At 66.8% G+C, this 23,601-nt stretch carries 23 protein-coding genes and 1 pseudogene; 8 read left to right on the forward strand and 16 right to left on the reverse strand.

The features are described 5' to 3' along the window. Nucleotides 1-241: 241 nt before the first annotated feature. Together AB0F38_RS25835 and AB0F38_RS25840 are read right to left on the reverse strand one after the other, a co-directional pair. Nucleotides 242-451, reverse strand: coding sequence for a DUF5326 family protein (locus tag AB0F38_RS25835; protein ID WP_361897901.1), 210 nt, complete (start codon nt 449-451; stop codon nt 242-244). A 126-nt stretch (nt 452-577) separates the two neighbouring features. Then, on the reverse strand, nt 578-895 hold the full coding sequence (locus tag AB0F38_RS25840; protein ID WP_361897904.1) for a cupin domain-containing protein: 318 nt from the start codon (nt 893-895) through the stop codon (nt 578-580). 78 nt (nt 896-973) lie between these two features. On the opposite strand from AB0F38_RS25840, the gene AB0F38_RS25845 reads away from it, so the two are divergent. From AB0F38_RS25845 to AB0F38_RS25860, 4 genes and pseudogenes are all read left to right on the forward strand, one after another. After that, complete coding sequence (locus AB0F38_RS25845; RefSeq protein WP_361897907.1) at nt 974-1,351, forward strand: phage holin family protein; 378 nt, start codon at nt 974-976, stop codon at nt 1,349-1,351. Between the two features lie 66 nt (nt 1,352-1,417). Next, nucleotides 1,418-2,542 carry a cystathionine gamma-lyase gene (locus AB0F38_RS25850; RefSeq protein WP_361897909.1) on the forward strand — a complete coding sequence of 375 codons (1,125 nt, stop codon included), beginning with the start codon at nt 1,418-1,420 and terminating at the stop codon, nt 2,540-2,542. Between the two features lie 249 nt (nt 2,543-2,791). Further along, nucleotides 2,792-2,937, forward strand: a pseudogene (locus AB0F38_RS25855) (LysR family transcriptional regulator); the annotation flags it as partial. A gap of 132 nt (nt 2,938-3,069) precedes the next feature. After that, nucleotides 3,070-3,549, forward strand: coding sequence for an NUDIX hydrolase (locus AB0F38_RS25860; protein WP_361897912.1), 480 nt, complete (start codon nt 3,070-3,072; stop codon nt 3,547-3,549). Between the two features lie 202 nt (nt 3,550-3,751). Here AB0F38_RS25860 and AB0F38_RS25865 read toward each other — a convergent pair whose 3' ends face one another. Then, complete coding sequence (locus tag AB0F38_RS25865) at nt 3,752-4,960, reverse strand: MFS transporter (RefSeq protein WP_361897915.1); 1,209 nt, start codon at nt 4,958-4,960, stop codon at nt 3,752-3,754. Between the two features lie 144 nt (nt 4,961-5,104). Here AB0F38_RS25865 and AB0F38_RS25870 point away from each other — a divergent pair, with 144 nt between their 5' ends. The 3 genes from AB0F38_RS25870 to AB0F38_RS25880 are packed head-to-tail and all read left to right on the forward strand — an operon-like array spanning nt 5,105 to nt 7,265. Further along, nucleotides 5,105-5,563: a MarR family transcriptional regulator gene (locus tag AB0F38_RS25870; protein ID WP_361897918.1), complete on the forward strand. Its 459-nt coding sequence runs from the start codon at nt 5,105-5,107 to the stop codon at nt 5,561-5,563. Nucleotides 5,564-5,590: 27 nt separating this feature from the next. Then, nucleotides 5,591-6,043, forward strand: coding sequence for a GNAT family N-acetyltransferase (locus AB0F38_RS25875; protein WP_361897921.1), 453 nt, complete (start codon nt 5,591-5,593; stop codon nt 6,041-6,043). Between the two features lie 58 nt (nt 6,044-6,101). After that, a complete protein-coding gene (locus AB0F38_RS25880) occupies nt 6,102-7,265 on the forward strand; it encodes a winged helix DNA-binding domain-containing protein (RefSeq protein ID WP_361897924.1) in 1,164 nt (387 codons plus the stop codon). 114 nt (nt 7,266-7,379) lie between these two features. On the opposite strand, the gene AB0F38_RS25885 is transcribed toward AB0F38_RS25880, so the two are convergent. Together AB0F38_RS25885 and AB0F38_RS25890 are read right to left on the reverse strand one after the other, a co-directional pair. Then, nucleotides 7,380-8,759 (reverse strand): serine hydrolase domain-containing protein, encoded by a 1,380-nt coding sequence (locus AB0F38_RS25885; protein WP_361897927.1) that lies wholly within the window; start codon nt 8,757-8,759, stop codon nt 7,380-7,382. A 144-nt stretch (nt 8,760-8,903) separates the two neighbouring features. Then, nucleotides 8,904-9,488, reverse strand: coding sequence for a dihydrofolate reductase family protein (locus AB0F38_RS25890; RefSeq protein ID WP_361897930.1), 585 nt, complete (start codon nt 9,486-9,488; stop codon nt 8,904-8,906). A 139-nt stretch (nt 9,489-9,627) separates the two neighbouring features. Between AB0F38_RS25890 and AB0F38_RS25895 the strand changes: the two genes are divergently transcribed. Further along, entirely contained in the window at nt 9,628-10,218 is a 591-nt protein-coding gene (locus tag AB0F38_RS25895; protein ID WP_361897933.1) for a TetR family transcriptional regulator, read from the forward strand. 228 nt (nt 10,219-10,446) lie between these two features. Here AB0F38_RS25895 and AB0F38_RS25900 read toward each other — a convergent pair whose 3' ends face one another. The 11 genes from AB0F38_RS25900 to AB0F38_RS25950 all read right to left on the reverse strand — a co-directional run bounded on the left by AB0F38_RS25900 (nt 10,447) and on the right by AB0F38_RS25950 (nt 23,289). Beyond that, nucleotides 10,447-10,827, reverse strand: a complete 381-nt coding sequence (locus AB0F38_RS25900) for a hypothetical protein (RefSeq protein ID WP_189804929.1) — start codon at nt 10,825-10,827, stop codon at nt 10,447-10,449. Between the two features lie 78 nt (nt 10,828-10,905). Further along, on the reverse strand, nt 10,906-11,208 hold the full coding sequence (locus tag AB0F38_RS25905) for a hypothetical protein (protein WP_361897990.1): 303 nt from the start codon (nt 11,206-11,208) through the stop codon (nt 10,906-10,908). A gap of 369 nt (nt 11,209-11,577) precedes the next feature. After that, on the reverse strand, nt 11,578-12,627 hold the full coding sequence (locus tag AB0F38_RS25910) for an FRG domain-containing protein (RefSeq protein WP_361897936.1): 1,050 nt from the start codon (nt 12,625-12,627) through the stop codon (nt 11,578-11,580). Between the two features lie 333 nt (nt 12,628-12,960). Next, nucleotides 12,961-13,662, reverse strand: a complete 702-nt coding sequence (locus tag AB0F38_RS25915; RefSeq protein WP_361897939.1) for a hypothetical protein — start codon at nt 13,660-13,662, stop codon at nt 12,961-12,963. A 763-nt stretch (nt 13,663-14,425) separates the two neighbouring features. After that, the gene (locus tag AB0F38_RS25920) at nt 14,426-15,916 is read right to left on the reverse strand and encodes an ATP-binding protein (RefSeq protein WP_361897942.1); all 1,491 of its coding nucleotides are present in this window, start codon (nt 15,914-15,916) and stop codon (nt 14,426-14,428) included. Between the two features lie 47 nt (nt 15,917-15,963). Continuing rightward, entirely contained in the window at nt 15,964-16,164 is a 201-nt protein-coding gene (locus AB0F38_RS25925; protein ID WP_361897945.1) for a hypothetical protein, read from the reverse strand. A gap of 152 nt (nt 16,165-16,316) precedes the next feature. Beyond that, a complete protein-coding gene (locus AB0F38_RS25930; protein WP_361897948.1) occupies nt 16,317-16,544 on the reverse strand; it encodes a hypothetical protein in 228 nt (75 codons plus the stop codon). A gap of 67 nt (nt 16,545-16,611) precedes the next feature. Then, nucleotides 16,612-19,353, reverse strand: a complete 2,742-nt coding sequence (locus AB0F38_RS25935; RefSeq protein ID WP_361897951.1) for a TniQ family protein — start codon at nt 19,351-19,353, stop codon at nt 16,612-16,614. Further along, on the reverse strand, nt 19,350-20,468 hold the full coding sequence (locus tag AB0F38_RS25940) for an AAA family ATPase (RefSeq protein ID WP_361897954.1): 1,119 nt from the start codon (nt 20,466-20,468) through the stop codon (nt 19,350-19,352). The genes AB0F38_RS25935 and AB0F38_RS25940 overlap by 4 nt, the downstream gene beginning before the upstream one ends. After that, the gene (locus AB0F38_RS25945) at nt 20,465-22,594 is read right to left on the reverse strand and encodes a transposase (RefSeq protein WP_361897957.1); all 2,130 of its coding nucleotides are present in this window, start codon (nt 22,592-22,594) and stop codon (nt 20,465-20,467) included. The genes AB0F38_RS25940 and AB0F38_RS25945 overlap by 4 nt, the downstream gene beginning before the upstream one ends. Next, nucleotides 22,591-23,289: a TnsA-like heteromeric transposase endonuclease subunit gene (locus AB0F38_RS25950; RefSeq protein WP_361897960.1), complete on the reverse strand. Its 699-nt coding sequence runs from the start codon at nt 23,287-23,289 to the stop codon at nt 22,591-22,593. Before AB0F38_RS25950 ends, AB0F38_RS25945 begins: the two co-directional genes overlap by 4 nt. Between the last annotated feature and the right edge of the window lie 312 nt (nt 23,290-23,601).

Genomic DNA, 23,601 nt, shown 5'->3' on the forward strand with positions numbered 1-23,601 from the left:
GAGGCCACCCCCGCGGGCCCGCCGCGAGCCTGAGGTCCGGAGACCGGACGGTCGCACAAACCACTGAGCAGAATGGTGACGTACAGTCACTTCGCAGCTGGCGGCAGCGGTACGCCACTGTATCGGCACGTTCCGTCACGGGTGAGGTTTCGTCCGGGACTTAGCTCAGCTGGGCTAATCGCCGTACCGCCGGCCTGACACCCGCCTCGGGCCGTGCCTGATCCCGCCCCGCCCGCCGCTCCTACCAGTCGCTGCGGGAGGACGAGGCCATGAACTTCCGGACGAGGAAGACCAGACCACCCACCAGCACGACGAACACCAGCAGCTTGAACAGCAGACCGATGACGAACCCGACCACGCTGGCGATCAGGCCGCCGAACACGACGATCGCGATGAGAGGCACCGCGACCCACTTCACCCACCAGGGCATCCCCGCGAAAATCTCCCGCACCGCCATCTCCTTACCTCGTCTCTGTGAGTTCCTGCCTCGATGCTAGAGGCGCGGGGACGGCCGGCGGGGGGCCGGGAGCCCTTGAAGTCCCCTGATCGATCCCCTAGGGAACGCGGGCAGCGCGGCTCAGCCCTCCGGCGGGGAGAAGACGACCATCACCCGGAGGTCCTCCGTGATGTGGTGGAACTTGTGGGCGGCCCCGGCGGGTACGTAGACGACGCTCCCCCTTCCCACCTGCGTGGTCTCCATCCCGACCGTGATCGAGGCGCGGCCGCTGACGACGAAGTAGACCTCGTCCTGGCCGTGCGGCTGCTGGGGGTCCAGCTCGCCGGCGTCCAGCGCGTACAGGCCGACAGACATGTTGCGTTCCCGGACGAACTGCAGATAGGCGCCGTCGTTGGCGGCACGTTCCGCCTCCAGCTCGTCCAGTCTGAATGCCTTCATCGTCGGTCCGCTCCTCGTGCCTGTTCTCATCCGGGCTGCCGGTGTCCACCACCGATCACGTCTGCCACGATCAGACACATGAAGAATTTCGTAGTCAAGACGATCGCCAACGCGGGTGCGCTGGCCGTGGCCATCTGGCTGCTCGACGACATCACGCTGACCGGTGGGGACACCGGTCGCAAGGTGCTCACGCTGCTCGTGGTGGCGCTGCTGTTCGGCCTGGTGAATTTCGTCGTCAAGCCGGTGGTCCAGCTCCTCACCCTCCCCCTGTTCATCCTGACGCTCGGCCTGATCACCCTGGTGGTCAACGCCCTGATGCTGATGCTGACCTCGTGGCTGGCCGGTCTCTTCGACCTGAGTTTCCACGTCGACGGCTTCTGGACCGCGGTCCTGGGCGGCCTGATCATCTCCGTCGTCTCCTGGGCGCTGAATGTCGTGCTCCCCGACGAGGACTGATCCATCCCCTTCTGACACAGTGCGGACCGGACCGGTGAGAGCCGGGGAGAGAAGTGAGGACGCAGCATGAGCACCATGGGCGACGGAACACGGGCGGTACGGGCGGGGCTGCCCGGACCGGAGCAGTACGAACCCACACTGCCCGGCCCCGTCTTCGCCGCGCACTTCCATCTGTCCGGCGAGCCCGTCGGCCCGTACACCTACGGCCGGGAGACGAACCCGACGTGGACACACCTGGAGCGGGCCATCGGTGAACTGGAGGCACCGGGGGAGCAGGTCGAGACCACGGTCTTCGCCTCCGGAATGGCGGCCGTCTCAGCGGTGCTGCTGTCCGTGGCCCGCACAGGGGACGTCGTGGTGCTGCCGGACGACGGCTATCAGGCGCTCCCTCTGGTCCGGGAACAGCTGGAGGCGTACGGCGTCGAGGTGCGCACGGCCCCGACCGGGGGCGATGCCCAGTTGGAGGTACTCGACGGGGCGAAGCTCCTGTGGATCGAAACACCGTCCAACCCGGGGCTCGACGTGTGCGACGTGCGCCGGCTCGTGGAGGCCGCGCACGCGGGGGGTGTTCTGGTCGCGGTCGACAACACGCTGGCCACACCTCTCGGGCAGCGTCCGCTTGAGCTGGGCGCGGACTTCTCGGTGGCCAGTGACACCAAGGGCATGACCGGCCACGGAGACCTCCTTCTCGGCCATGTCTCGTGCCGTGATCCGCGGCTGGCCGCAGGCGTGCGGCGCTGGCGGAAGGTCGTCGGCGCGATTCCCGGGCCCATGGAGGCCTGGCTGGCGCACCGTTCGCTGTCCACCCTGCAACTGCGCGTCGACCGGCAGTGCTCGACCGCGCTGGTGCTCGCGGAGGCACTGGCCGAGCGCACCGAGGTGGCGGGGCTGCGGTACCCGGGACTCCCCGCAGACCCTTCGTACCCGACCGCCGTGCGGCAGATGCGTCGCTTCGGCTCCGTGGTCTCGTTCGTGCTGGCGGACAAGGAGACCGCCGAGCGCTTCCTGGCCGCGCTGCGACTGGTCGACGACGCGACGAGCTTCGGCAGCGTACGGTCCACCGCCGAGCGGCGGGCCCGCTGGGGCGGCGATGCCGTGCCGGAAGGCTTCATCCGCTTCTCGGTCGGGGCCGAGGACCCCGTGGATCTGCTGGCCGACGTGGAACGCGCGCTGGACGAAGCCGTCCGCTGACGGCGGGCACCCCTCGGTCCGGCAGGACCGGTCCGGGACGGGCGTCCCCGTCGACCGGGCCGGTCCTGCTCGGGTCGGGCGGTCCGAGTCTCCCCCTCATGACCCGGCCACCCCGGTTCCTTGCGCAAAGAACCGTCTGGTCAAGGCTAATTGACTCTGAGTCAGTGTTCAATCACGGTAGCGACAGTCACCTATCGACATACTCATGGTGTCCGGTCCGAAGCGTCGCGCGAGCGAGAGGGGCGGACCATGGACCTGGCACTGCCGCACACGTTCGTCACGGTGCACCGGGCCGGATCATTCACCCGGGCCGCCGCTCTGCTCGGCCTGTCCCAACCCGTCGGCCGCTCTTCCTGCGCAGGGCACGTGGCGTGACTCCGACCACCGTGGGCGACGGGTGAGGACCGGCACCATGGCTCTCCCACACATCGCACGGGCGCACGAGTGGCTGGTGCGGGCTGCCGTCGACTGGTGACCCGCCGGCCGGCAGGAGTTTCAGATCGGCGTTCCTGGGCCACTCTCTTGCCATGACCGAACGTCCTGTGGTCAAGCGCACGGCACGCGCCGTCCTGCTCGACGGCGATGACCTCATCCTGATCAAGCGCACCAAGCCCGGGGTCGATCCGTACTGGATCACACCAGGTGGCGGGGTCGAGCCGGAGGACGACACCGTCATCGATGCCCTGCACCGCGAGGTCGACGAGGAGCTCGGCGCCAAGATCGTCGATGTCGTGCCCTGTTTCGTCGACACCGTGGAGCACATCGCGGGCGGTGGGGTGAAGGGCGTGAAGGTGCAGCACTTCTTCGTCTGCCGGCTCGAGTCCATGGATCCAGCCCGACGGCACGGCCCGGAGATCGACGAACCCTGCGGGGAGTACGAGATCGTGCGCGTGCCGTTCAGCCGGGTCGGCATCGCCGCCGTGCACCTGGTGCCGCTGTCCTTGCGGCACTACCTGGACGGCAACATCGAGGGAGTGCGGGCGATGCACGCGCCCGACCTGGGCTGAGGAACACTCCGGCACGCCGATCACCGCGTTCCGTACGCCGGATTCGCCGAGGGCGGTCCACCCGGACATTTCCGCCTGCCGACGACGGCCCGCGCCGCGGTCGGCGCCGTGTTTCACGTGAAACCACTGATGTACGCGCACGGTCGGGCGAGGGGCTCGGCCGACCGTGCGGTGTGGGCGGCCCCGGGGAGGGGCCGAGGGGTCAGCGCCCGCCGACGGCGGCGGCAGGTTCGGGGCCCGGCCCGGTGATCAGCCGGCCACGGCTGACCGCGCGGCGCTCCAGAGCACCGGAGAGAAGCGCGAGCAGCAGCGCCGAGCCCGCGAGTACGGCGCCGACCCAGTTGGGTGCGGTGTAGCCGAAGCCGGCCGCGATGACCAGGCCGCCCAGCCAGGCCGCCAGCGCGTTCCCGAGGTTGAAGGCTCCGATGTTGACGGCCGAGGCCAGCGTGGGCGCGCCCGCAGCCTGGTCGAGGACGCGCTTCTGGAGCGGCGGTACGGTCGCGAAGCCCAGACCACCGATGAGGACAATGGTGACCGCGGCGGCGATCTTGTCGTGCGCCGTCAAAGTGAACAGGGCCAGGACGACGGCGAGCGCGCCGAGGGAGACGTACAGCATCGGCATCAGATGGCGGTCGGCGAACCTGCCGCCGAGCAGGTTGCCGCCGACCATGCCGAGCCCGAAGAGGACGAGCAGCCAGGTGACGGAGGACGGCGCATAGCCGGCGGTTTCGGTCATCATCGGAGTGATGTAGGTGATCGCCGCGAAGACGCCGCCGAAGCCAAGAACGGTCATCGCCATGGCGAGCAGCACCTGCACGTTGCGGAAGGCGGCCATCTCGTGCCGGATCCGCACCCCCTGCGCCTTGGGCTGCTCGGGGACGAGCTTCGCGACACCGAGAAGGCCGAGGACTCCGAGCCCGGCGACGAGGGAGAACGTGATCCGCCAGCCGGCGCTCTGGCCGATGAGCGTCCCGAGTGGAACCCCGACGACATTGGCGACGGTGAGTCCGGTGAACATCATGGCGATGGCACCCGCCTTCTTCTCCGGAGCGACCAGATCGGCGGCGACCACCGAGCCGATGCCGAAGAAGGCTCCGTGCGCGAGCGAGGCGACCACCCGTCCGACAAGCATCACTTCGAAGACCGGGGCGAGCGCGGAGACCACGTTGCCCACGATAAACAGCCCCATCAGGAGCATCAGCATGCGCTTGCGGGTGACCCGCGTGCCCAGCACGGTCATCAGAGGAGCACCGAGGACCACTCCGAGGGCGTAGCCGGTGACCAGAAGGCCTGCGGTAGGGATCGAGACCTGGAAGTCCGTCGCGACATCGGGGAGCAGCCCCATGATCACGAACTCGGTCGTTCCGATACCGAATGCCCCGATGGCGAGGGCAAGGAGCGCGAGCGGCATGGGTTTCACCTTCCCTGAAGATTGCGTCTGCGCCTTACGGGCGTTCACAATAATTGCAGACGCCGATTAATTGCAAGCGCGGGCTATTGCGCATGTGTCCTATCCTGGGACGCAAACAGCTCCCGCACGGAGGAGAGAAGACAGATGACAGCGACAGATCCCGCACTGACCGCCCTCTCCCAGAGCTGGTGCGCCCTCTCCCTGCTCCACGGGAAGATCGAGGCTCACATCGAACGGGAACTGCAGTCCCGCCACGGCCTCAGCGTGCGTGAGTACTCGCTGCTCGACGTCCTGAGCCGCCAGCACAGCGGCACGGGCGGCCACCTCCAGATGAAGCAGGTCGCGGACGCCGTGGTCCTCAGCCAGAGCGCCACCACCCGGCTGGTGACCCGGCTCGAGGACCGTGGGCTGCTCACCCGGTATCTGTGCGACACGGACCGGCGGGGCATCTACACCGACGTCACGGACGCCGGCCTCGCGCTCCTGGACGAGGCCAGGCCGACCAACGACACCGCCCTGCGCGCAGCTCTCGACGAGGCCGCCAAGAGCCCGGAGCTGGCCCCGCTCGTCCGCGCGGTCGAAGCGCTCAAGGTCCCCGCCTGAGCCGGCCCATTGCGTAGTCTGCCGATCATGAGCGATCTCGAGATACGCCCCGCCGCCCTCACCGACATTCCAGCCGTCGTGGCCATGCTCGCCGATGACCCGCTCGGCGCCCAGCGCGAGTCGCTGGACGATCTCTCCCCGTACGAGGCCGCGTTCCGGCGCCTGGCCGACGATCCGAACCAGCACCTCGTCGTCGCCGTACGCGAAGAGCGCGTCGTAGGAACCCTGCAGCTCACGGTCGTGCCCGGGCTGTCCCGGCGCGGTGCGACCCGCTCGGTCATCGAGGGTGTCCGCGTCCACGCGGATGAGCGCGGCGGCGGTCTCGGCACCCAGCTGATCCAGTGGGCCGTCGATGAATCCCGGCGACAGGACTGCCAGTTGGTGCAGCTGACGTCCGATGCCACCCGCACCGACGCCCACCGCTTCTACGAGCGGCTCGGCTTCGCAGCAAGCCATGTGGGGTTCAAGCTCACACTCTGAAACCCGGAACCCCGGAGGCCTGGGGCTCCCCGGGACACACCACAGCCGGAGGGGACGCATGCACCACATCGACGACGAGCAGCGCCGGGCCAGGATCGGCAGACGGCATCTGCTGGCCCGGTCCGCGCGGACCCCTTCCGTCGTGACGGTGGCCGACGCGATGGTCGCCCTGCACGCCACCGACGCGGCCACGGTCTACCTCTCCGCCTGCGCCCGGCTGTCCGAGCCCGGCGTCGCGGCGGTGGAACGCGCCCTCTACGAGGACGTCTCGCTGGTACGCCTGCTCTCCATGCGGAACACGCTGTTCACCGTGTCCACGGACATCGCCCCCTTCGTGGACGCCGCGAACGCGAGAGCCGTGGGGGCCAAGGAGCGCCGGACCTTCCTCAAGCGCCTGAGGGAGGACGGCAACGGACTCGACGAACGCTGGCTCACGGAGGTCGAGCGGGCCACACTCGCGGCCCTGGCCGAACGGGGCCGAGCCACGGGGAGCGAGCTCTCCACGGCCGTTCCCTCCCTACGCACGAAGATCACCGTCTTCCCGGGCACGAAGCAGGAGACGGTGCAGGGCGTCACGTCCCGGGTGATCCGCCTGCTGGCCGCCGACGGGCGCATCCGGCGGGACCGGCCGCGCGGTTCCTGGACCTCCAGCCAGTTCCGCTGGACGGCCGCCACACCCTGGCCCGATGCGGAGCCCTCCGAAGCACGGACAGAGGTGGCCCTGCGCTGGCTCCGGTCGTACGGCCCGGCGACCGAGACCGACCTGAAGTGGTGGACCGGCTGGGGCGTCCGGGAGACACGTCAGGCGCTGGCCGCCGTCGGCGCCGAGGAGGTGCTGCTCGACGGCGGCGCATCCGGCTGGGTCGCGCCGGGGGATCTTGCTCCCGAACCGCCCCCGGAGCCCTGGGCGGCGCTGCTGCCCGCCCTCGACCCGAGCGCGATGGGCTGGGCCGACCGCAGCTTCCACCTGACGGCCGGTCACCGTGCGGCACTCTTCGACCGAGCCGGCAACATCGGCCCGACCGTGTGGTGGAACGGTGCGATCGTGGGTGGCTGGGCGCAGCGCGCGGACGGCGAGCTGGTGTGGCGGCTGCTGTCCGACGTGGGGATGGACGCCACTCGCCATATCGAGGCGGAGGCCGCCCGGCTGTCGGCCTGGGTGGGCGAGGACCGGGTCACCCCACGCTTCCGCACCCCTCTGGAGCGCGAACTGACGGCCTGACCGGTCTCCCGCCACGGTCGTCGTTTCACGTGAAACGACGACCGTGCGGCTCGCCGTGCCCGCAGGACATGCACAGCCCCGAGCCGCTCGTGCGGTTCATGCCACTCGTTGCGTTCAGGTGGCGAGCCCCCGCCACCCGCCCTCGTCCACACCACCGGGAACTGCCGTGCCGGGGTCGTAAGGCTCCCGTGTGAAGACGAACGATCCCAGGTCGAGGTGGTCCACCGTTCCGTCGGCGGCGCGAACGACACGGAGCGTCTCCCCCGCGTAGTAGCCGTCGAGTCCGGTCCAGGTGCCGTGGGGGTTCGCACGGAAACGGGCCCCACGACCTGCGCCACGCCACGGCCGCAGCTCCAGACCCCGGTCTGCGACCAGCTTCAGTGTGTGGACCTGGGTTCCCCAGTACCAGGGTCCGGTGAGCGCCAGCAGCTCCTCGTCGACCTCGGGCAGCGGGCGCCAAGGCTCAGGGATCCTCGGCTCCGCATCGGCCACGATCCGTACGAGGTCCGCGGCAACCGTACCGGTGAGCGGGCCGGAGGTGGCGTTGGAGAGCACTACGGCAGCCACCTCCTCGTCGACGCTGAACCACAGCGCGGCCAGGAAGCCAGGGAGCGACCCCGAGTGGCCGAACAGCGTCCGGCCCTCCCGCCGCACCGTCTGGAGTCCGAGGCCGTAGTTCCCGTCCCACTCGCCTGCCTCGGGCGGCGCAGCCGGCGTGCGCATCTCCTCGACCGAGGTGGCGGGGAGCACGCGGTCGTCCCCGCGCGCGAGGAAGGAGGCAAACCGCAGGAGATCGGAGGCGGTCGACCAGAGCTGCCCGGCCGGCGCCATCAGGCCGAGGTCCTCGGCCGGTTCGGGGAGCATGACATCGGCCCACGGGTGGACGGCCCAGCCAGCCGCATGCGGCGCCCGTGCCGACGGAGTCGTGCGGTCCATCCCCAGAGGTTCCAGGATCTCGCGGCGCAGCACCTCCGCCCAGGCGTCACCGCGCAGCCTCTCGATGAGGGAACCGAGCAGCGTGTAGCCCGGATTGGAATAGTGATGCCTGCGGCCCGCCGGGTGCGTCAACGGCTGCTCACCGAGGACGTCGGCCAGGTCCGGCCGGCTGCTCCCCGGTGTCCTCTCCCACCAGGGCGCGGGAGTCTCCGCTCCCAGTCCTGCACTGTGGCCCAGCAGTTGAAGGACGGTGACATGCCCGACGGACGTGCCGGGCAGGTGCTTCTCCAGCGGGTCGTCCAGATCGAGGAGTCCCTCGTCACGCAGGCGCAGCACCAGTACGGCGGTGAACGTCTTGGTGATGGAGCCGATTCTGAACTGCGTGTCGCCGTCGGGAGCATGCCCGTCCACACAACTGCGGGAGCCGCTCCAGGCGATCTGTCCCCCGCGCTGAACCGCGGCGACGAGGGAGGGGGCCCGGCCTTCGGACTGGGCGGTGGCAATGCGGTGGAGGAGGGCACGCCGGGTGCCGGGGAGCAGCGCTTCGGATGAGGTCATGGTCAAGGACTACCCGCGCGGCAGCCGCCTCGCGACCAGTTTTCGCAGCCCGGACCGGCATCGGCCCCTCACCCTGTCACCCGCTCCGCCGGCCCCGGGGCCGGCGGAGAGAGATCGCGCGGCACCCCCGACCGGCTGCCCGCATCAGCGCTTGCGGCTGTAGGCCCTGACCAGCACGCCGTTGTGGAATGTACGGACGTTCTCCAAGGCGAAGTCGGTGACCGCGAAGTCCGTGCCGAACATCGGCATTCCGGCCCCGTACACCTGCGGATAGGTCTTGATGACGAGTTCGTCGACCTCGTCGATCAGCTCACCGGCCAGCTGGGAGCCTCCGCACAGCCAGATGTCCAGCTCGCTGTCCTCCGCCTTGAGCTCCCTGATCCGGCCGACCAGGTCGTCGGAGATGAGCTCTACGTTCGGGTCGGGGGACTCCCGCAGAGTCCGAGAGGCCACGAGCTCCCTCATATGGCCGTACGGGCTGGTGAGACCGGCGTCCAAGGCAAGCTGGTAGCTGGCCCGCCCCTGGACCACGGTGTCGAAGCGCCGGTTCTTCACGTCACCGAATCCGAGGAGCTCGCGGCCCTGGGCCGAGATCGTCTCCGGGTACTCCGACGTGAGGAACGCGATCATCTCCTCGTCCACGAAGGCCATCATCGACGTCGCGTCGCCGCCCGGATCGCCGATGAAGCCGTCGATCGAGCAGGCGACGAAGTAGGTGAGCTTTCGCATAGGGTCCCCGTTCTGCGCAGGCTTGTCGCTTCGGTCATGTGTGAGGCGGGGCCCCGCCCAACCACTTCGCATAGAGTGCTTCATACGTAGTGGTTACGCAAGCCTCTCTTTCCTGAGGCACACAGGACAGGAGTTGGCCATGGCCAGGAACCCTGAGCGCAGAACGGCGCTCGTCGACGCCGCGATCGATGTGCTGGCCCACCAGGGAGCCCGCGGACTCACCTTCCGCGCGGTGGACGCCCGGGCGGGTGTCCCCCTCGGCACCTCGTCCAACTACTTCACGAACCGGGACGACCTGTTCATGCAGGCAGGTGCCCGCATCAACCACCGCATGACGCCGGATGCGGTGAGAGTCGAGCAGGCGATGCTTCCCGCACCCTCCCGCGAGCTGGTCACCTCGCTCATGCGCTGGCTGGTCCAACGCATGACCGAGGACCGGGTCGGCTATCTGGCCATGCTGGAACTCCGCCTCGAAGCCACGCGCCGCCCGGCCCTGCAGGCGCGGCTGACCGGGACCGTGCGAGCGGACTTCGACCGGAACGGCGCCTCCTACCGCGAGGCGGACCTGCCGGGCGACGCCGATACCTTCCTCGTGCTCCACCTGGCCATGACCGGCCTGCTCCTGGAACACCTGACACTGCCCGACATGCTCTCCGACACCGCACTCGACCGCCTGGTGGAGATCGTCGTCACGGCGGTCGTGCCCCCGCAGCAGAGGGGCGAGATGTAGGGTCCGGCGTCAGCTGTCATCCGTCCGGCCAGCCGGCGGCAAGCGGCGCAGGCGGAGCCGGAGAGCGTACGAGAACTGTAGGGTCTCGCTTTCGGTGTCATATGGCGACGCTGTGACCTGCAGTCTTGGCGGTGTCTCACGCGGGTTGGCACAGGTTCTGTCTCACGGCCATGTCATTTCCTCGAAGCCATCCTGGCTCGCCGGCTCACAGCCGGGTTCTCTTCAATGTCACCCAAAGAGCAGTTCGACGTTCGAGTCGACGCAGATGTTCAACACGATCACGAGCTGTCGGGCGTCCTCGATGTGCCGCGAGACAGTGGGGTCGCCTTCCACGGTCTCCCACTCCGTGATGATCTCGGCCAGCCGGGGCAGGACCCTGGCGCAGTCGGCGGCGGATAGATCACCGGAATCGTCAGGATGGTCCAGCAGGGGCTCAAGCGTCGATGAGATCTCGCTCCATTGCCGGTCCCCGCCGAAACCCCACATGTCCGGCAGCGTGAACCCCTCAGCCTGCGCCAAGCGCTGGCGGAAGGCGCTGAAACCCGAGTAGGACCAGCTGATGTCCGGGCTGGTGAGGTCACCGTCCCCAGGGAACAGGCACAATCCCACGAAGCCTCCTCGATCGAGACTTCATGATCGAGCTGGCAGGGCGGGTGCAGCAAGTGACTATCCGCCCCGAGCGAGCAATCACGACGGCAGAGCTGCGATCTGCCGACGGGCTGAGTCCCAGACCTCCTCGAACTGGTCAGAGGTCAGCTCCTCCGGATCGTGGCCTTCCCATTCAGAGACGGGCAGTTCTGCTGTGATCCCGAACCTGTTGTCGTACTCGTCAAGGCGGCCTGCGTCGCAGGCCTGCTGCCATTCGGCGAGGGAGGCGGCTGCGATCGGGATCAGCTCAGGCCCTTCGAGCTCGATCTGACGGGTCACCCAACCTTCGGCGTCGACCTCGAAGTAGAACCAGGTATCTTCCTCGTCCCAGTAGCAGCGCATCCATTTCGTCACCATCCCATGATGCCGGGCCAGATGCGCCGCCTAATCCGCTTTGTCTCATAACTGGGCGATGAGTCCAGTGGATCGTGTCTTTGTCGAGGTGCCCGTACACCGTCGGCCTCGGCATCCCGAGCATGTTAGCGATCTGCTGGACGGTCTTCTCCTGCTCGTCATAGAGCCGTTGGGCGAGCGCGGTCTGGTTCTCGGCGAGCTGCGGCCGGCACCCCTCGCCCCGTCCCGGCGGAGGTGCCGGGCACTCCACCGCTCTGGGGCGAAGCCAGACAGATGACGAGACACCGTTCCGCGGGCCAACCGCATCCCCACGTGGTCGGATGTGAACCCACCCGGCCCAGCGGTGACGCTGGCTTGTCAAGCGGGCGAGCGCGGGCGCTTCTTGGTCACCCATGTGGTCCTGGACAACTCGTCCGCCTTGCTGATCGCTAGACGTTTCACCTCAGCTAGCGGCGGATACATGGTGTCCTTGGTGATCGGGTCCTTTTCTCTCTTGAGCAGATCGCTTAGGGGACGCTTCCAACGCGCGGGAATACGGACCGTCCAGGCCGTAGCGGACCACGCTTTCCCTGGCGCGTTTCGTTGCGGGAAGCGAATACTGAGAGTCGTGATCTTGGCGAGGTCATCTGCTGCCAATACACGGCCACGAAACTGCATCTGCCGCCGAGAGTAGCTGGCGATGAGGCCGCCTACGAGGAAGCATCCCCGCTGGGCGCGCATTCGGGGGTCGAGGTCCTGTGGATCAATGACTGCCACGCGGCCCGTCCAGCTCGATTTGGCATACCGCTCGCCGCGTGCAGCGTCTGCCCATTCCAACTGGTGTTGGTCGGAAAGGTCGATGGTGTCTATCTCACCGCCATCGCTTGGGTGGAGCTGGATCACAAACAGTCGGCCGTCCAGATCATGGTCCTGATCCACGGCGAAGAACAGGGATTCCAGCGGGGACTTCGACACGTCGATGAGCCGGGTAGGGATGCCATGATGCTGCAAGAGGCCCAGGAGTTGTCCGTCCGTCATCAGCCGTCCAAGCCCTTGCCGTCTCATGACTTGCAGTATGTGTTCCTCTACCTTGGCCATCCTGTATTCGGTGACTCTTGGCACTGAGGCGCTAAGGACTCGGAAGAGGCTAGAGGAGAGACCGTGATCAGCATTGGACTGCCCCCGATAGAAAATATTCTCAGCCGACGAGTTAGGCAGCGCGGGACAGCCCGCCGAGTGACCACTTCCTGCTCCTTCCCTGAGCCATTCCCACAGGCTTTCTGGCGTGTCATTCAGTCCAATCTGCGAGTTGATCTCACGTTCTGCAAAGAATTCCCCAGCCAACGAACCGGTAGCACGCGGGCGCACCATGGCGCGCATGCTGCCGCCTCGATTACGGCCAGCCGTCTGGTACGAGTCAGCAGACATGATCGAAGAATAGGTGAGCGAGGCTGGCGTACAACGCAATGAGAGGCGCCCCAGCGCCAGGAAACGGCAGAGAAGCGAACCCCGGAACCTACTGACGGGTCACTTGTCCCCTGATGCCCGGGCTACGACTCCGGGGCAGTCTCGCGGGTGGCCACCACTTGGCCATCGGTCATGAGATTCGGCCACGGAATCTGAGATCCCACAATGTCTGCAGGGTCCCCCGGCTCGTGTCCTAGGACAGCGCCCTGCCCTGCCGCTCTGCGGGCAGTCTCACCGTGTGACCGACATGATCAGTCTCACGGTGGCGGCGAATTCCTCAGAGTTGAGATGTGGTTAGAGCCGCTTGGAGGAGCTGGCCGCCCTGGCCAGACGTCGGCTGCGCACTCGGGCTCTGCGCGCCTCCTGCGCTAGACGCACAAGCTCAAGAAGAAGCTCGGCCGCCTGTTCTTCTTCAGAAACTACAGCCAAGAGCGAGTTGATGGTGTCGTCCTCCGGAATGACTGCGCCTGCGAGGTAACGCTGGATGCTGTGACCACTCACAGCGGTGACCCAACGCTCGTAATCCTCGTCCCATCTCATGACCCCCTCGGCGAGGTCATGCGTCTCCAAGGCCTTGCGCAGCTTCTCGATGAAGCGCCGCTGCTCCGGAGGTTCATCGATCACCACAGGTTCTCTACGTTGAGTTGGCCATTCGCGCCGCTTCTCGGATAGAGCCCTGTGGCGCTCCATCCACCGGGATGCAGCCTCTGCCGCCGCCTTGTCTCTGAGGCCGTAAACCCAGTCCCACTCCCATTCTCCGGGCTCAGCACGCACTGGTGGTGCAGGTATCCACCAGCGCAGGAGGGCAGCGATCGTCTTCCTCCTGGGGAGCCGCCCCCCGGAAAGGGCTGCGTAGAGGGCTGCCCTGGAAACCCCGGGCTCCGCGTCCGCGATGTACGAGACAGGCGTCTTGCCCTTGCCGAGTTCTCGCAGGTCAGCGGCGAACGACTCAACCGCTCCGGCGGTCGGATCGATGGGACTCCAACGCGCGGGCATGTGACCTGCCTCTCAGTGTTGACTGTCCATCCTGTTAGCGATGTCTCGCGACATCTCTCGACACTACAGGGGGTGTCAGTCCCCTGCGTAGGCTTTCCGATGACGGCAAAGTGGCCCCATTCGGCTGGAGTTGCGGACCTCTTCGCATCTCCAGCCGGGGTAGCCCCTGCGCCAACAGGTTTTGCCGTCACGCGTAGTCCTGACCATCCGCATGCACAGGAGGCGAAACGGCAGCGGCCCCCCGCGCCAACGGGGGGCCGCTCATCGCGTAGCCCGGACAGCTTCCACGCACGCAGTCATGAAGTGGAGAAAGCCATCAGTTCTGTACCCGAGCCTACGGCCCTCGTTCAGGTCCCGTCGAGTCGGCTTCAAAAGCCCAAGATCCGCACCTCACCTGCCACCGGAGAGGCTGGTCGAGTCGCTCGCCGGCGGCCGCAGCGACGCGGCTGGCGGCGCCTCGCACGCACTGCGGGACACAGTTTCATTCGTGGAATCGCCGGTGCCGCCGGCAGCGCCATCGTCGGCGGGGCCATCTGGTGGCTTCAGCAGCGATAGGGGGACGTTGGGTTGCCCCCTGCTGTAAGGCGGCGCTGAGGATCGAGCGGTTGGGCTACTGGCCGATTCCCTCCGCACGAACGAGATCCCCGGCAGCATCTGCCAGGGATCTCGTTCGGGGGCGCGCCCCAGGTACTTGCCGCCGGGGACATGTCCCCGGCGGGGGCTTCACAAGTACCGGGCCGTGTAGTCCACACCCGCGACGCAGCTACTCGCGTCGTGGGAGGAGATCCCCAAGATCGTCAACGAGTTGGCTGACCTCTTCGGGAAACTCTTCAGCCCACGTGGCCAGGAAGGCGCCTGCCACGATGCTGCCCGCAAGAAAGTCGAGATCTGCGCCGATCTGCTCCCAGATGACGTGTCGGTCCCAATTGGTCAGGGCGCGGGTTCTTACTACATCTTTGACCCGCTCCTGCTGATGCACAGTCAGCTGCAAGCGGAGGGCGAGCTTGGCTGCAGCTGTGTCGAGGCGTTCCAGGATGCGGCCAATAACGTGTGCCTCTGGTGAACTGTCTCCAGGGAGAAGGAAGATCAGATCGCTCGTACTCTCACGCCCCGCTTGATCACCATCGAGAATGCACACCGATGTGAACTGCCTGGTCGGGTCTATGTTGTGCTGGTGGTTGACTTTGATCGCGGGGTCGGCTCCGCCCATACCGTGCACCTTCACGGCGTCTAGCTCGACTCCGCCATGAACACGCAGAGCCGTGGTGACCATCATCTCGGCGAAGTTGTCCTCGACGAAGATCGCGAGCTTGGCATGAATCTGGCCCGTGATTGTGCGCAGGGCGCGGACATCGAGCTTCCCCTGGAGCACGTCTCCGTTGTAGGCCGCCCAGATGGCCTTCGACGGCAGCGGCGCAAGCGCGTCGTTGGAATGGGTCGTGAAGATGACCTGGCAACCTTTGCGCTTCGCGACACCGATGAGGTACTCGACCATGCGTCGCGTGGCTACTGGGTGGAGGCCATTCTCAATCTCCTCGATCAGGATCATTGAGCCGTCCTGGGCGGACTCGACCTCGGCAACGATCCGGATCACACTGGCCTCGCCTGCACCGAAATGGAACTCGGAGTACTCGACGTCCTTGTGTGTACGGCCAGAGAACAAAGTGACACTGCCGGCCGCGTCGACGTAGAGCTGCTGGAAGCCTTCGATCGGCTTGCCTAGGATCCTCGCGACGTGCGCCGTCACCTCTGGAGGCAGCGCTACCTCCTTGAGTGCAGCGAACGCCGAGGTCGCGGCCTTTTTGAACTTGGCTCGCTCAGCGGCCGGGACGGTGCGATCGACCCCAAAGACCCTGACCTCGCGGTCAAGTACGGAGTCCCGGCTCCACCTGTAGGTCTTAAATCGTGCGGTGCGCGATATTGGGCCCCGGGTGCTCAATGCCTTGTCGATGATCTCGTACTCGATCGACCAGTTCTGCATGCTTGCGTCGTGTTTGCCGCTCTTGGCAAAGAACCGCCCGGGCAGAACGCTCTTGTAGGCCAGTGCGGCGGCACCGAGTACCGTGCTCTTGCCTCCCCCGTTCGGCCCGACCACAGCAGTGACGGGGAAGTCGAAGGTCACAGTGCGGTCAGTGAAGCCGCGGACCTTCCGCAAGGTGAGCCTCTTTAGGTACCTGCCGTAGCTGTCCTTCGAGACCTTTTCCTCCAGCCCGATGATCACGCTCGGGCTGATCTCGCTCTGGTACTCGTCCACATGCTCTCCTCTCGAACCGCGGAGACTCCGCAACCCCACTGAACAGGTCATCCTTTCGGAAACCACTCGCCCTTCATCTGGATCCATTCGTGGACACTCTCGATAGCGTTGAGGAGCTCCTCGAAGGTTCGGAGATCACGATGCTTCTGTCTGACACAGCCGGTTGCCACATCCCCGTACTCCAGGTCCGCTTCACCGCTGCTCCAGACAAGGAGCACGGCGACACGATCCTCTGTTTCGAGCATCATCCAAGCACTGGTCTTCGGTCGACCGTCCTCGGGCGACCGCTGAATGCCAGCCGTGATGCCGCAGGATCGCAAGCGTTCCTCGTGCTCGGTGAACCATGCCTGGAGCCTCTGCGGCAGCTCGACTGAGATGCGTCGGCCTTCTCCGCTTTGTCTCATGGCTGGGCAATGAATCCTGCGGATCGGTCGAGCTGGAAGGGGGAACCAGCCCGGGTTGGATCCCAGCATTGATCACGCGCTTCTCGAATGCTGGCGGCGACATGATCCGGGCAGATGGACTCTGCCTCAACGCCCACCCAGTTACTGGGATGAGCGTGGCTGCTGGCGACGATCAAGATCGTGCCCGACGGGTTGTCGTTGGCCGCCTCGACCGCGTAGGTCATGGGTGTCCAGCAGAGACCCTGCGAGTAGGAGGGTTTCCTCCGGATCCGCCATCGGTACTCGGCCCCATCAACAGTGATGCGCCGGGACCCCTTCTTGTTCAACGCCATCGTCCCCCTCCTCCATCGGACTGTAGCGCCCTGCAACTGGTCTGTTCCCCGGGCTTTCCTCAGCCGTGATCAGCTGGGCAGCCGCGGCGACGCGTTTCCCGAATCGGGTCAGCTTCATAGCCCTGCCACGCTCTGCTCGCTCGAAGAGGGGCTGTCCCAGGTCATCTTCGAGGCGGTTGATCTGGATCACCAGGGCTGACTGGTGGATGCCGAGGTCTTGGGCTGCTTCGGTGAGGGTGGGATAGGACCCGGCTGCTAGGAACCGCGAGAGTCGTTGCCGTGCGTATGCGCTGGTCAACGCTTTGCGGAGGATGGCGGGGAGAGCCTCGGCGTCGTCGGCGGTGCGGAGGGCGGTGTGGTGGCTGGCTCCGCCTCGTGGCCGGAGGGGGATGTTGTGAGTGTGGGCCCAGCGAGCCATGTTCGCGGTGCTCATGCCAGCTTCTCGGGCGAGGTCTGGCAGGGTCCGGCGGCGGTGGACGTACTGTTCGATGAGCCAGTCCCGTTCGACGGTGCCCCGGCGCCTGTAGTCCTGTGGACCCTCACGGAGCGGGATGCCGTACTCCTTGGCGAGGTCGGTCAGCACTCTGCGGGAGAAGCCGGTGAGGGTGGCGATCTGCTGAAGGGAGCGGTGTTCGTCACGGTAGAGCCGAATGAAGCGCATTTCTGGGATGGCTTGCCGGGCTTGCTGCCGGATGCGACCGGTGGCTCTGGCGGTGTTCTCCGTCAGCGGGGGTGCGGGGGCTGGGTGTTCGTCGAGGACATGCCGGATGGCCTCGACGGTCGTTCCCAGGGACCGTGCGGCGCGCTGAACGGGGTGCTGGCGTTCGCGGACGAGCTGGTGCAGGCGGGGTAGGTCAACGTGCGCCGGGTCGGGCCCGGGAAGGGAGAGTCCCGCCAACAAGGTGGTGGGAGGCTGCCAGGTCAGGGGCTCGTCGTGGATGTGGTGTGAGGCCAGGAAGTTGAGGGCTTCCTGCTGGAGGGCATGCGCGAGTTCGGGGGTCTGAAGCGCGGTGAACCGCAAGGACGTCGCCCGGAACTCTGCGCTGTCGAGCCCGCCCAGGTCGTCGGGGAGAGACTCGGCGGGCAGGCCGCTGAGACGTTGGAAGAGCTGGCTGCGGGCGATGCGTTCACGCCGTCCGGTTCCCGGTGGTGTGCCGGTGCGGCGGCAGATCTCCAGCCAACGGTCATGGGGAAGCAGGCCGGTGTAGTCGAGGAGTCGGCGCCGGCCGTAGTCGATGGAGGTGCTGTTGGTATCGAGGTAGTCGACGAGCCGGTCCAGGGCAGTGGCGATGCCCGGCCATTGCGGAAGGTCGTCGAGTTCCTGGAGGAGGCGCGAGACCTCGATGCCGTCGATTGCGTCGCCGACCAGCCCGGCCGCCTGGTCCAGGGATGTACGGCTGTCGGGAATCAGCAACAGGGCAGCGAGAACGGGGGCCAGAGCCCGCGCATGGATTCCTTCAGATGGTGCGAGTCGGATCGTCCAGGACGGCCAGAACATCGTGGGGATCTTCCTAGCTCGCTGCTCGATGTCTTGCGTGGTCCTGGTCGGTCGGCGGGGAGTCTCGGTGGTGATGCGGTAGCGGACGTATTCGCTGGGGCGGAGGGAAGGGGCGAGGGCGGCCAGGTGCACGGACTGCAGCACCGGGCTGATGCCCCGCCCCCAGCTGTCGATGCTGGTCGCGGAGATCCGCGCGAGTTCCTCGCGTACTGCTTCCAGCAGGTCCCGCAGGGCCTCGCCGGCCGGTTGGATTCCTGGCTGCTCCATGATGCTCAGGGCCACGGTGACCGCGACGGCTGTGTCCGCGGCTCGGAATGGGGCCATGAACCCCGGACGTTCCGTCGTCTGTCCGGTGCGTGGGGAGACCGGATCGGTGCTGAGGTGTACTTCTGCGATATCAGCCGGGATCCGTTCCCGTAGGACAGCCGTGGGCAGGTCGCTCAGGACGCGGATGCCCAGGGCGCGGATGTCGGCCAGCACCGCTGATGCCGGCTGGGGAGAGGTCCGGTAGGGGCCGAAGGCTGCCGTTGCTCCGCTGATGATCTCGGATACCCGGTCCTGCGCCGTGAGAACCGGGTGGCCAGGAGGCAGAAGAAGCGTCGAAGCGCGGGTCAGGTCGGTGCCGCAACCCGCCGTGATCGGACCGCCGGGGCGGATCGGTGGATTGCCGCAGAGTTCAGGCCGGGGAACAGACCGGCCGGAACGAGGCCGCTGCCGTGGGACCCGTCCGCAGTGCGGGCAGCGGTCCGCCAGCAGGCGGCGGTGCCGGGTGCAGGCGAAGGAGAAGCCAAGCCGCCAGGACAGTTGCCAGCGCCCATCGTTGGAGTGGAGGCAGTCCGGGCAGAACCGGGATCCGCTTCCGCGTCCCCAAAGGACATGCCGTGTCACAGCCCGGCCTCCGGAACTCAGCTGCAGGGCCCGTCCGTCATAGTGCGCCAGGGTCATCGCGGTGACGGCCTCCGGGACCGTGCCGGTGGCGTGTGCGACAGCGGCGGCCAATCGCTCGTCGAGGAAGATCGTCCAGTCTGCCGGGATGCCCCGGAACTGGTTCCCGGCCCGGTGCCGGACCGGGAAGCCGAAGTGCAGCATGACGTCACCGAGTGCGGTGTCCATCCGTCTGGCTGTCGCCTCCAGCCATGAGTCCAGGGCCTCGCCGGGCAGTGGAGGGAGCCGGATCGGCAGGGTGCGGGCCGGCGTTCTCATGTGGATCGTCGGGTCCGGTGCCGCGGGCGGCTGGTCAGCCGTTTCTTCTCCAGCGCGGCCTGCAGTTCGAGGCGGGCAGCCTCGGATGCCTCGTCGTTCTTCACCCGGTCCATGAGCTCCTGGTCAAGACGTTCGGCGCCGGTGCGGACCGCCCGCTGACAGCTGCGGTTGAGCAGCGTCATCAGCGAGCCGATATGTCCGGTGCTGCGGGCGAAGAGGTAGTCCGACAGCTCGTCCGCGAGCATGCCGGGGTGCTTGTCGGCGAGCACGACGCGCTGTTCGAGGGCCAGCAGCATCTGCCGCCATTCCCGACGGCCGGCCTCCGTATCGATGGTGAACGGTCGCAGCCCGAGGCGGGTCGTGCGGCGGCCGGTCTGGGCCAGAGCGGTGTCGTGCCCGTTCGTTCCTTCGCCGAACAGGCCCTTCTTCGCGAGCTCAACCCCCACCATCAGCAACGTCACCGGGAACTCGTTGGCGATCCACTTCAGGTGGTTGCTCACCTCGATGCCGCTCTTCTGTCCCCATTTCAAAAAGTGCAGATCGTCCAGAACCACCAGGCGGACATCACAGGACAGCACGCAGTCCAGCACCCGCCGCCCGAACTGGGCTGTGGTCCCCCGCATCTGTCCGGGGTGGCCGAAGAACTCCAGCATGGCCCGGTTGAGATCCTTCATTCCCGTGTTCCCGGTCAGTCCGACCCGGCAGACCGGAATCCGCTCGTGCCCTTGGCTCGTGAATGCTCCAGACTCCTCGATCTCCCGCTGGTGGAAGTCACGGGCGAAAGCCAGCACTGAGGTCGTCTTGCCCAGCCCCGGGAACGCGTCGACGGCCACCGCCCCCTTGGCCTTGTCCCCGTCCTGCTCGTTGCTGTCGACGATGTCCCAAAGGTCTTCATGAAGCTCTGTCAGTTGCGGTGTCTTGACCGGGCCGATGTTCGCGTGCCACTGCCGACGCTGACGGTCGTAGTCCGCCCGCGCCTGCGTGGGCAGGGACTTCAGCTGCTTTCGGGTCAGCAGGTCGGGCCGGCTGCGGCGAGGACTCTCGGCGAACGCCTTGAAGTCCTCCTTCCGCGACAAGGCAAGATTGCCCAGCTGCGGAACGCTGCCGTCGTTCACACGTCCTCCAGGGCATCGGCGTAGAAGTCGTTCTCCCCGGCGAGATCCTCCAGATCAGCCTCGTCGTCATCCCCCGTCTCCGTCACCACGTCGGGCTCCCGCAGTTCCGCGGTCTGTTCGTCCTGGCCGAGGGCTTTGCGTACGGAGGGAAGCGAGACGACCGTCTCCGCCTCACTCACCGGAAGCTCGATAGCGGCCTGCTCACGCGAGAGCCGCAGGGCCATGCGCCGCTCGGCGATCGTGGTGCCCAGCCCGAGATTCCACCGCTCCAACAAATCAGCGACGGCGAGCCGGTCATCGGGGAAGCGATACTTCGAGGCCGCCAGCTGCCGGGCGAACGTCAACGCGTCCTCGCTCAGCGGCATCTCGGCCGACGGCGCGTGCTCCCAGACCAGCGTGTGCCAGGCCCGAGTAGCCGGATCACGGAAGTAGATCCGGGTGATGTCGTCGGGGTCCACCTGGAAAGGCCAGCCGTTCTTGACTGGACTGTCGTAGGGACTGCGGACGCCCGGCTCAGGCAGGCCAGGGCCGTTGTAACGGCGCCGACCGATCTCGACGCCGTAGTGCTGGACCGTGCGCCACTTCGTCTGCAGGAACTCGAATGCGAGATCACGGTCCCGGGGAACCTCGATGTAGCCCGCGCGGGCCATGCCGTGCTCGAACATCTTCGCCGGGGACATCCGCAGACCCGGCAGACCCGGATCGACCAGGCTGGAGTGCGGCCGGCCGTGATAGACCGCCGCGGTCCACTCCCGGATGATCGCCTCAAGCTCGTCGAGGAAGAAGAACGCGTCGTCCTCTGGGCTCTCGCCTCGCGAGTGGATGTCAGGCCCCTTGTAGCCGGGCAGCACCTGCAGCAGTCCCTCCCGCAGGGTCCGAAAGTAGCGCTCGACTGGCCCCTTGTCGCGGCCCGTCCGCAGCCGGGCCGGCTGGATGGAAATGCCCATCCGTCGACAGACGCTGGTCAGATGCTCCGAGACGTAGACCTTTCCGTGGTCGACGACCAGCGTCTCAGGAACCAGAGGAGGCGAGGCCAGCCCGGGTCCGGTGACGCCTTCGACGTCGACCAGGACGGTGCGGGGGATACCGTGCTCGGGCCAGACCGCGTGCCGCGGCCAGTCCCGCCCCGCCGGCCTCGGCCGAAACGACTGGAACAGCACCGCACTGACATCCACTGCCTTCGTCGAGACCGGCGTCAGCCGGATCCCCGTGATGCAGCGGGAGTACCAGTCCATCCCGACACTCAACTCGGCCTGAACCCACTTCAGCGTCAACGGGTCGAACGCGAAGACGTCCAGGCGCGTGGAGTCCATCAGCAGATACTCGCCCGGCCGCGTCGGCCGCAGCTTCCCGTACGGACCCTCCGGCCGACCGGCGATATCCCGGTTGCGCTTCGTACTCAGCCGGAACAGTGGATGGCGTCGCTCCAGCTCCTCCAGCAGCCGAAACGCCGTCGCCCGACTCGGTTGCGGCACCACCCCCTCGCCGAACCGCGCGATCACCCGAGCTCGGGTCCGATCGATCACCATCGTCCGCGACGGCCGCGACTGGTCGGTGTGCTCGACCATCACCTCCACCACGGTCTCCACCCACCGGTCATCGACCGCAATGTGCGACTTCCGCGTAGGCCCCTTGCGGGGAGCAAATCCGGCTTCCCCATGCTCCCGGAACTCGGCGACCCACCGTTTCAAGGTCCTCAGACCCACACCGAGTTCAGCGATCTTCGCCGCGTATCTGGCCTCCAACGGCTTCTCCGGCGAGTACTCGGAACGAGGTTCTTCGTCGCGTGCGAGTTCGGGACTGCCGGACCGATAACCCGTCAGCACCTCACGGACGTGCTCGGCTCTTTCCAGGACCTTCTGCTTCCCCACGGCGTCAAGCTGCCCGAGAACGACAGAGGCGATCTCGCCCTCGTCGTCCGCCGACGGCCCCGGACCGTCAGGGGTGATCACAGCTCGCTCGGAGAACAGCAGTTCCTTGAGCGACAGTCGCAGAAGCCGCCCTTGACCATCCTTCAAGACCACTTCGTTGCCTGCCGTGGTCGCAGCCATCTCCACCACCTCGACGGTCTCCCCGTCGTAGCGGAAGCGCGTACCGACTCCGACGCGAGCCGCCGCCCTGTTCACCCTGCCCTCCTCAGCACGTGCGAAGGGCCCAGCGGGCGGTCGAGATCAGTGACGAGAGCCTGCTTCCAGAGCAAATGATGGATGGCGGCGCGAACGTGAGGCTCCGGATGATTCGGCAGGCACCTCGTGGCCTGCCCCAGAAGAAGCCCGTCGAGATCCGCGTCCCAGAGCTTCTCCAGAGCCTCGGCGCTGAACAGCCAGTCTCTGCGGTAACCCGCCAGGAACCGGATGTTCTCCAGTTCCACGGCCGGAGGCTCGCTCCAGACCTCGTACTTCCAGCCGCGTGATTCCACCGCCTCCCGGGTCCAGTCGAAGGTGAACGCCACCTCCGGCTTGGACAACCGATGCAACGGCTTGACGTCGACAACCACCGGCGCCTGCCCGGTGAGCAGGAGATAGTCCGGGATGTGCTGGCGCACCTTCCCCTCCAGCGCGGTCTTCAGTAGGAAGGGCTGGGCCACGATGCCGCGCACCGACGGATCGAAGTCGGCAAAGAGCAAGCGCGATAGTTCCAGGCGAGACTCATAGATCACGTGGTCGCGCACCGTCGCCGACCAGTAGGTACCCGAGTAGTGCTTCTGACCCTTGTACCAGCGGAACGTCCGCCACGGACAAGCCGACTGCAGGAGGTCGACGGGCGCCGTACCCCAGTCTCGGTCCTCCACGAGAACACCACGCTGCTGACGGATACTCACCGTCGCAGTGACACTACCCATCGCACACCCCCGGCCCACGGACGATGACCCGCGCAGCCAAGGGTGTCAGCGGAACATCGGTGGGCGGAGCGAGCCGGAATCCCCTCACCCAAAAGGGTGAACGCTTCGACCAGCGAGTCTCATGAAGACGGCATAAGTGCCACCGATGTGCCATCGGGGCTGAGATTGTGCCGCGAATTTTGAGACCCTACAAGAACTGTAGGGTCTCGCGGCACGTGGCACAGGCCGGAACGCTGACCAGTGACTTTCGATCTGTCTCACAGCGATGGCACACGGCTCAGTCTCACGAAC

It is taken from the genome of Streptomyces sp. NPDC025273 (assembly GCF_040638585.1).
Taxonomy (GTDB): Bacteria; Actinomycetota; Actinomycetes; order Streptomycetales; family Streptomycetaceae; genus Streptomyces; species Streptomyces cinereorectus.

Coding starts and splice junctions, on each gene's coding strand:
- AB0F38_RS25840 (WP_361897904.1), bottom strand. CDS start 895: ATGAAGGCATTCAGACTGGACGAGCTGGAGGCGGAACGTGCCGCCAAC.
- AB0F38_RS25845 (WP_361897907.1), top strand. CDS start 974: ATGAAGAATTTCGTAGTCAAGACGATCGCCAACGCGGGTGCGCTGGCC.
- AB0F38_RS25850 (WP_361897909.1), top strand. CDS start 1,418: ATGAGCACCATGGGCGACGGAACACGGGCGGTACGGGCGGGGCTGCCC.
- AB0F38_RS25860 (WP_361897912.1), top strand. CDS start 3,070: ATGACCGAACGTCCTGTGGTCAAGCGCACGGCACGCGCCGTCCTGCTC.
- AB0F38_RS25865 (WP_361897915.1), bottom strand. CDS start 4,960: ATGCCGCTCGCGCTCCTTGCCCTCGCCATCGGGGCATTCGGTATCGGA.
- AB0F38_RS25870 (WP_361897918.1), top strand. CDS start 5,105: ATGACAGCGACAGATCCCGCACTGACCGCCCTCTCCCAGAGCTGGTGC.
- AB0F38_RS25875 (WP_361897921.1), top strand. CDS start 5,591: ATGAGCGATCTCGAGATACGCCCCGCCGCCCTCACCGACATTCCAGCC.
- AB0F38_RS25880 (WP_361897924.1), top strand. CDS start 6,102: ATGCACCACATCGACGACGAGCAGCGCCGGGCCAGGATCGGCAGACGG.
- AB0F38_RS25885 (WP_361897927.1), bottom strand. CDS start 8,759: ATGACCTCATCCGAAGCGCTGCTCCCCGGCACCCGGCGTGCCCTCCTC.
- AB0F38_RS25890 (WP_361897930.1), bottom strand. CDS start 9,488: ATGCGAAAGCTCACCTACTTCGTCGCCTGCTCGATCGACGGCTTCATC.
- AB0F38_RS25895 (WP_361897933.1), top strand. CDS start 9,628: ATGGCCAGGAACCCTGAGCGCAGAACGGCGCTCGTCGACGCCGCGATC.
- AB0F38_RS25905 (WP_361897990.1), bottom strand. CDS start 11,208: ATGCGCTGCTACTGGGACGAGGAAGATACCTGGTTCTACTTCGAGGTC.
- AB0F38_RS25910 (WP_361897936.1), bottom strand. CDS start 12,627: ATGTCTGCTGACTCGTACCAGACGGCTGGCCGTAATCGAGGCGGCAGC.
- AB0F38_RS25915 (WP_361897939.1), bottom strand. CDS start 13,662: ATGCCCGCGCGTTGGAGTCCCATCGATCCGACCGCCGGAGCGGTTGAG.
- AB0F38_RS25925 (WP_361897945.1), bottom strand. CDS start 16,164: ATGATGCTCGAAACAGAGGATCGTGTCGCCGTGCTCCTTGTCTGGAGC.
- AB0F38_RS25930 (WP_361897948.1), bottom strand. CDS start 16,544: ATGACCTACGCGGTCGAGGCGGCCAACGACAACCCGTCGGGCACGATC.
- AB0F38_RS25935 (WP_361897951.1), bottom strand. CDS start 19,353: ATGAGAACGCCGGCCCGCACCCTGCCGATCCGGCTCCCTCCACTGCCC.